5 protein-coding genes are annotated in these 6786 nt (G+C 59.9%); 4 read left to right on the top strand and 1 reads right to left on the bottom strand.

The annotated features are described in order from the left end of the window. The first annotated feature begins 341 nt into the window (after window positions 1-341). The 4 genes from E8A46_RS14100 to E8A46_RS14115 all read left to right on the top strand — a co-directional run bounded on the left by E8A46_RS14100 (window position 342) and on the right by E8A46_RS14115 (window position 5344). A complete protein-coding gene (locus E8A46_RS14100; protein ID WP_291561610.1) occupies window positions 342-1418 on the top strand; it encodes a hypothetical protein in 1077 nt (358 codons plus the stop codon). Between the two features lie 81 nt (window positions 1419-1499). Further along, window positions 1500-2678, top strand: a complete 1179-nt coding sequence (gene chrA, locus E8A46_RS14105; RefSeq protein ID WP_291561611.1) for a chromate efflux transporter — start codon at window positions 1500-1502, stop codon at window positions 2676-2678. Window positions 2679-2834: 156 nt separating this feature from the next. Further along, on the top strand, window positions 2835-4496 hold the full coding sequence (locus tag E8A46_RS14110) for a c-type cytochrome (RefSeq protein WP_291561612.1): 1662 nt from the start codon (window positions 2835-2837) through the stop codon (window positions 4494-4496). A 50-nt stretch (window positions 4497-4546) separates the two neighbouring features. After that, a complete protein-coding gene (locus E8A46_RS14115; protein WP_291561613.1) occupies window positions 4547-5344 on the top strand; it encodes a hypothetical protein in 798 nt (265 codons plus the stop codon). A gap of 1123 nt (window positions 5345-6467) precedes the next feature. Here E8A46_RS14115 and E8A46_RS14120 read toward each other — a convergent pair. Beyond that, on the bottom strand, window positions 6468-6635 hold the full coding sequence (locus E8A46_RS14120; protein ID WP_291561614.1) for a hypothetical protein: 168 nt from the start codon (window positions 6633-6635) through the stop codon (window positions 6468-6470). Window positions 6636-6786: the final 151 nt, after the last annotated feature.

Consider the following 6786-nt stretch of genomic DNA (forward strand, 5'->3'; position numbering starts at 1 on the left):
ACTCGGACCCGCGCCAAAAAAATGTCGTTGACAAAACGACATCACATCGTCTGTATTTCCGTCATGGGGAAGCGATCTCCCCACGAGGCGACATGCCCAAGAATCGCGTCCGGTTTTCACCAAGGGCGCGCCATGTCTGCCATTAACCCGATCTCTCAACCCCCGCGCGCACCACCCGGCCTTCCTGGGCATAGGCGAAACTTGGCTACTTCGGTGGAGTCCGCGTGGGCGGGCGAGTATGCACGAACCCCTATCAAGCATGAAGGTCGTGAACGACGGCGCGAAAACGCCAATCAACTACATTGGGGGTCTATCAAATGAGCAACTCAAATAGCCGAGGCTTGGACAGCCGCATCTGGTTGGCGTGTTTTCTCGTTATCGCTGTCGTCGGTGGCTTTGCGGATTCGGCGCGGGCTCAATCGCCCGAGTTGGCGATGCGCGATTTTTCGTCGGGCCAGATCAAAAAGGGGGTGCGGTCGATTGGCTTTGGCGGAGACGGGGCAACCTGGGGTAACTACGGCTTGGTATGGCAGGATGCGAACACCGCAGTGCTCGACTATGGCAACACCCATTACACGAACGGCAACGACTTCAATTTCCAGGCGGTCGGCGCGACGTCACCGTCCCTGTGGCACGACCTGGCGATCTATGCGATTGCCATGCAGCAGGGCACCAACGACGTCAAATTCCTTGCCAAGGCTCAAGGTCTTGGCCCCACCGCCGTTCCTATGGTCGGGAAGGGAAACGACGAGGCGGTCTTTGTAAAGGTGGCAATGCCGCTGGCCTACGGGCTCTCGGCGGGCGTCCTCCTGTCACATGAGACATCGCAATTTAATGCCACGTCGGCGGGCGGCCAACCCGTGAAATGGGAGACCGACTGGCGGCCATCCGGTGGGTTTGGTCTGGCTTGGCAACCGGACAAAGCATGGCTGTTTGGCTTTCGCGCGCTTTACAACAATGATTTCGAGCGTCGCATCGACTCCAGTGGCGTCGCGGAGGGCATGGCCCAAACTACGGAATACCGTCTGGGTGGATCCTACCAGCCGTGGAAAGGCGGATTGATCGATATCGGCGCAACGCGTATCGAGAAATGGAATGCCATCGCGGGAACGCATACGGTCAGTTATAATCCCAATCTGGGTTTCGAGCAGAAAGTGTTTGACAATCTGATCCTCAGGGTCGGCCTGGATGAGACCTCTCCAACGGCGGGACTTACCTACAAGTTTTCGCCTTTCAAGCTCGACATAGCCTACGTCCACGACATGGCCAAAGCCCGGGTCGGCGACCTCTTTGGAATCACCAGCGACAGCATTCTCGCGACGCTTACGTTTGACTTCGCCAAGGAAGCGGCGAGCCCGTCGTCAAAGTACGCGGCAACCGGCGGTGTTGAACAGCCTGCGGCCAAAGTGCTGCGCTGATGTTGAGTTCGTCTGCAGCTCATTGAGGAGGTCAGAAAGCGGCATTTTCTACCGACGGTATTGCAATTTGTGAGGCGCGAAATGACGACGTCTACCACAATCCCACAAGGGCATCTCGGCGAATTGGTGCGCTATTTCCTGCGCCTCGGCTTTCTCGGCTTCGGCGGCCCGGTTGCGCTGGTGGGCCAGATGGAGCGCGAACTGGTCGATGAACGCAAATGGCTCACCAAGGAGCAGATGCGAGAGGCGATCGCGATCTGCCAGTCATTGCCCGGACCGTTGGCCATTCAGGTCGGAATCTATATCTCATACCTCCGTGGCGGATTCTGGGGCGCCTGGGCTGGTGGATGGGCTTTCATCCTTCCGAACTTTGTCATCGTCGCCGCGCTGGGCGCTCTCTATGTCTATCTCGGCGACCTGCAACCGGTGACCGCCATCTTCTATGGCGTGAGTCCCGCGGTCATCGCGCTGATCCTTCATTCCTGCTACCGGCTGGCAAAGCTCGGTATGGAAGACTGGTTGCAATGGGCGATCGCCGCGGTCTGCCTCGCCGTCACCGTTATCCTTCAAGCGGAAGTGGCGGTCCTGTTCATCGGGGCGGGCATCGTCGGCATTTTGTATTACGGCAGCCTGTTCAAGCGAGCGCCGCCAGTGGCGCTCTCGGTAACTGTGGCGCCAATACTCGCGCAGCTCGCGCCCACGGCCTCAAGCTCGATCCTGGGGAAGCTTCTGCTGTTTTTCCTCAAGGCAGGCTCGCTGACCTTCGGGAGCGGCCTCGTCATCGTACCGTTCCTTGAACAAGGACTTGTCCAGCAGTTTGGCTGGCTGGATCAACGCCAGTTCCTGATCGCTGTCGCCATTGGCATGATCAGCCCTGGGCCCGTTGTCATCACAGCAACCTTTGTCGGCTATCTCGTCGCGGGATTTTGGGGCTCGGTGGTCTCCACGATCGGCATCTTCCTCCCGTCATTCCTTCTAGTGCTGATCGCCGCGCCGCTTCTCGCGCGTCATCGTGGTAATCCGAACGTGCAGGGATTTGTCAAAGGCGCCTATGCAGCAGCCATCGGCACGATTCTGGGCGCTTGCATACTGCTCGGACGCATCGCCATCGGCGACTGGCTCACCGCCCTGATTGGAATCGCCTCGCTCACGGTGCTGTTTCGCTGGAAAGTCAGTAACCCGCTCTTGATCGCCGCGACGGCAGTCGTTGGCCTAATCGCATTCCCTATCCTGCAGCCGACGTGGGTGATGGTTCACTAGCTGAAGCAGAAAGAAAATGGAGCGACAGTAACCGCCCGAGGAGATCACGATGACCCCAAGAAAGATGTTGCGACGATCTCGCACAGCTCGAAGCCGGGCTGTTGCTCTACGACGCCTTCTATCGTTTTTCCTTGTGACCTATCACGGACAAGAATGATGGGAAGAAAATTCGCGATCTCGTGTTTTTTGGTTGTCGTCGTGGCCACAATTCTTGGTGTTCTTTACGCCAAAGTGGTTCCGGGTCTGTCGAGCGCGCGCACCGAACCACCGGCAGCCGAAATCATAATCGCGACTTCGTTGCTGCATCAGAGCGTTCCCTCTGAGGCAAAAAAGAGCATAAATCCGGCGCCTGATCCTTCTGACATCGCATTGGGAAAAGACCTTTATCGCGAGAAGTGCGAAACCTGCCACGCCTATGACGGCGGCGGCAACACTCCGACCGGCTCCAATGAATTCCCGCGCGTACCCACGCTGCGCTCGCCCGCCATCGCGGCAACGTCTGACGGAGAACTGTTTTATCACATCCGCAATGGCATTCGTAACACCGGCATGCCCGCGTGGAATTTGCCCGACCGTCAGATTTGGCAACTCGTGAGCTTCATCCGGCACTTGCCGAAGGTGGCGGCAATGTCGCCCGAGGTAGCCACCGCGCTGTCGCCCGACGCGGCCACGACAATGCCGGATCACGGGCATTATGTCGGATCGGTTGCCTGCAAGGGATGTCACGAGAGCGTCTACGCGCGCTGGAGCAAGACGCGCATGGCCAACGTGGTGCGCGACCCCCGCGAACATCCCGAGGCCATTATCCCGGACCTCTCAAAACCCAACCCGGTCTTTAGTTTCACCAAGGACGACGTCGCCCTCGTCTACGGCAGCCGGTGGAAGCAGCGTTACTTTAAGAAGGTGGGCGACGATTATTTCCCGCTTCCTGTCCAATGGGATGTCTTCCATCAAACTTGGAGCCGCTATTTCGTCCCCAACACCGGCGATTGGTGGGCGCCTCTATATCCGCCCGACAATTTCCAGCGGCCCACGGGACCGCTCTGCGACGGCTGTCATTCCGTGAACTACGACATCAACATGAAGACCGTCACTGAGTGGAATGTCGGCTGCGAGCGATGTCACGGTCCGGGCGAGGCGCATGGCAAAAAGCCGGTCCGCGATAATATTCTCAATCCGGCGCACTTCGATTACGTGCACGCCAGCGACACCTGCATCCAGTGTCATTCACAGGGGCAGCCTCTCACCAAGCCAATTCAGGAGAAATACTACGATTGGCCGGTCGGCTACGACGTGAGCAAAGATCTGAAGGACTATTGGAAGCTTGAAGAACATAAGCTCGGCGAAACTACCTTCACCCACTTTCCGGACGGAACCGGCCACAAGAACCGCATGCAGGGCAACGATTTCGTGCAAAGCCTGATGTATGCTCGCGGCGTCACGTGCTTCAGCTGCCACGACCCGCATGGCAATGAAAACGTCGCCATGGTGCGCAAGCCCGGCAATGCATTATGTCTCGACTGTCACGGTCCCAACGCACAGGCCGGCCCGCGTGCGCCCAGCGTCGAGGCGCATACCCATCACAAGGCAGGCAGTCCGGGTAACGAGTGCATCGCCTGTCATATGCCGAAGATCGAACAGACCATTGCCGACCAGAACGTTCGAAGTCACAGCTTCCACTTCGTCACGCCGGGCGATACGGACACGTTGAAGATTCCAAACGCCTGCAACCTGTGCCATACCGACAAATCCACCGAGTGGGCGAAGGCGGCGCTGGAGTCGTGGCCGGATCGCTCGCCCTGGCGGATGTCGCGGTGAGATGCAGGATGGCCTCGGGGCAAGATCGGAGTTGGAGGCTGCACGGCCGGTTGGCCGGCCTCCTGGTTGCGATCGGCCGGGTCGCGGCGGCGGTGATTTGCCTGTTGGCGTGGCCGGCGGCCGCTTATCGGCCTTTCGATGGTACCGATGCTGCCGTGGCCGCCCTGAATGAAGTTGAGATCGAACTGGAGCCGGCGGGCCGGCTGCAGACGGGATCGCAGTCGAGTTTGATCGCGCCGGGAGTGGTCTTTAACTACGGTTTTGCCGAGCGCTGGGAGGTGGTTCTGCAGTCCCAAATGCTGACCCCGATTTCTCCGGGCGGCGGCCCCGCCAGCCTCGCGGCCACCGGCGCGTTCCTCAAATATGTGATCCAGCCCGGCGTGCTTCAGGGCCAATCCGGCATCAGCATCGCGACCGAATTCGGACCGCTGCTGCCGGGCATCAATGCCGAGCCGGGGGTCGGGTTCAGCTGGGCCGGCATCGTGTCGCAACGCTGGGACTGGGGGACCGCCCATTTCAACGTCGAGGCCAACCTCACCCGCGATCAGCAGGGCGAGGCATTCCTCGATGTCATTCTCGAAGGACCGTCGACATGGAAAGTTCGCCCCGTTTTTGAGACGTTTTACGACAAGGTATGGACGCAGGCCGAGACCCGTTCGGTTCTGCTCGGGGCGATCTGGCAGGTCGAGAATGATCTCAGCCTCGATGCCGCGTTTCGCTATGCGCTGGTCAACGGACACCCCGTAAACGAGATCAGGGCCGGGTTGACCTTCGCGTTCAAGGAACAAGGCGACACCACGCCGATCAGGCCGGGCGCCTCGTTCGGCAATTGGGGACTTTCGCGCTGAAAGCCAACGCCCAATGGGCTCGCTTTGGCGCTTGCAAGCTGATGTCCGCTTAACCGCCGTCAGAGCCCGAAATTTTTCGGTCAGGATCGTCATCGAAGGGAGGAGGCCACACCCGACAGTCGATGCTTCGGGCGATGCCTGGGCAGACCGCGCCTGGCTGGCTGGGAGGCCTGCTCACAGGCCACGCCTGACCGGCAGACCGGGGAGCGATGAAGCCAGGGCTCATTTGCCTTTTATGCTTCTTGATATGCCTGCTGCTGGTCTCGGCGTTGGCTGGCGTGACCGTCGGAACCAGCACCAGCGCCGTCGCGGATATCGCCAGCATCAAGAGCCGGATTGCCAATTTGCTCATGCGTCCCTCCCGAGGTGGGGGCAGGCCATGCGGAAGCCCACTGATGGTACACCGCGCCGGAAAAAATATTCCCGTGGCGATCGCAGCGCCTCGGGCTTCACATGCCCCCTCCATCAGGGTTTCGCTGAGGATCTTCATACATTGGAGGCGGGCACTTCGCACACTCGAAGCCTCGGGAGCAGGCCGGGTCTGGCAGGCTGGAAGGCCTGCTCACAGGCCATGCCTGACCGGCAGACCGGGGAACGCTGAAGCCGTGGCTCCTTTGCTTCTTATGCTTCTTGAAATGCCTGCTGCTGCTCGTCTCGGCCTTGACTGGAGCGACCGTCGGAATCAGCATCAGCGCCGTCGCGGATATCGCCAGCGTCAACAGCCGGATCGCAAATTGGCTCATGCGTTCCTCCCGAGGTGGGGCAGGCCATGCTGGGCCCGCTGATGCTACACCGCGCCGAAACAAAGGTTCCCGCGGCAATTGCGCCAGCTTGTAATTCTTTGCAGGCTTTGGAGCTGACCGCCGTCGCCACCAGCCATTGACCGGCGTTATGGCCTCTTTGCTCATGAGCGGACCTTTCGCTATCGATTTGCGATGTCCGCTTTTCCCTCGACAGCCTTCAACCGGCGGCGACGGCGGTGACCAACGAGGGCACGGGCTAGGTCCGCGTTCAAGGCCCGCTGGTTCACGCCCGGCGGGCCTTCAAGACCTGAAAATATCCTCGCGAATTCTGCTTCTTGCAACCAATACGAGGAGGAGAGCTGACCTGCTCAACGCGTTCCTCACATCGGCCGCGGTTGACCGATCCAGGGATTCCAGGTGATTGTCCCAGGCGGGTAGCCGCCGAGCGGCCGCGGCGTGGTGCAGCCGACGATAACGACTTCGTCGCGGGCGCCGCCAGCGACAGCTTCGAGCTCGTTGATGTTCAGTTCGCCATTGACCTTGGTCATTTCAATCTCCTGTTTGTCCAAAAAAAGGCGCGACCATTCCCGCTGCGCGCTCACGCCGGAATGGGAGTGAAGGGTGAGTCGTAGCCGACATTGCTGTGGAACAGCCCGGTGGTCCGAATGTTGATGCCGTCGTCGAGGAGGACGGTCGGTT

The organism is Bradyrhizobium sp., from assembly GCF_004799445.1.
GTDB lineage: Bacteria > Pseudomonadota > Alphaproteobacteria > Rhizobiales > Xanthobacteraceae > Bradyrhizobium.

Excerpts from the sequence above, each read along its gene's own strand:
- E8A46_RS14120 (WP_291561614.1), bottom strand. The coding sequence starts at position 6,635 with ATGACCAAGGTCAATGGCGAACTGAACATCAACGAGCTCGAAGCTGTC.
- chrA (WP_291561611.1), top strand. The coding sequence starts at position 1,500 with ATGACGACGTCTACCACAATCCCACAAGGGCATCTCGGCGAATTGGTG.
- E8A46_RS14110 (WP_291561612.1), top strand. The coding sequence starts at position 2,835 with ATGGGAAGAAAATTCGCGATCTCGTGTTTTTTGGTTGTCGTCGTGGCC.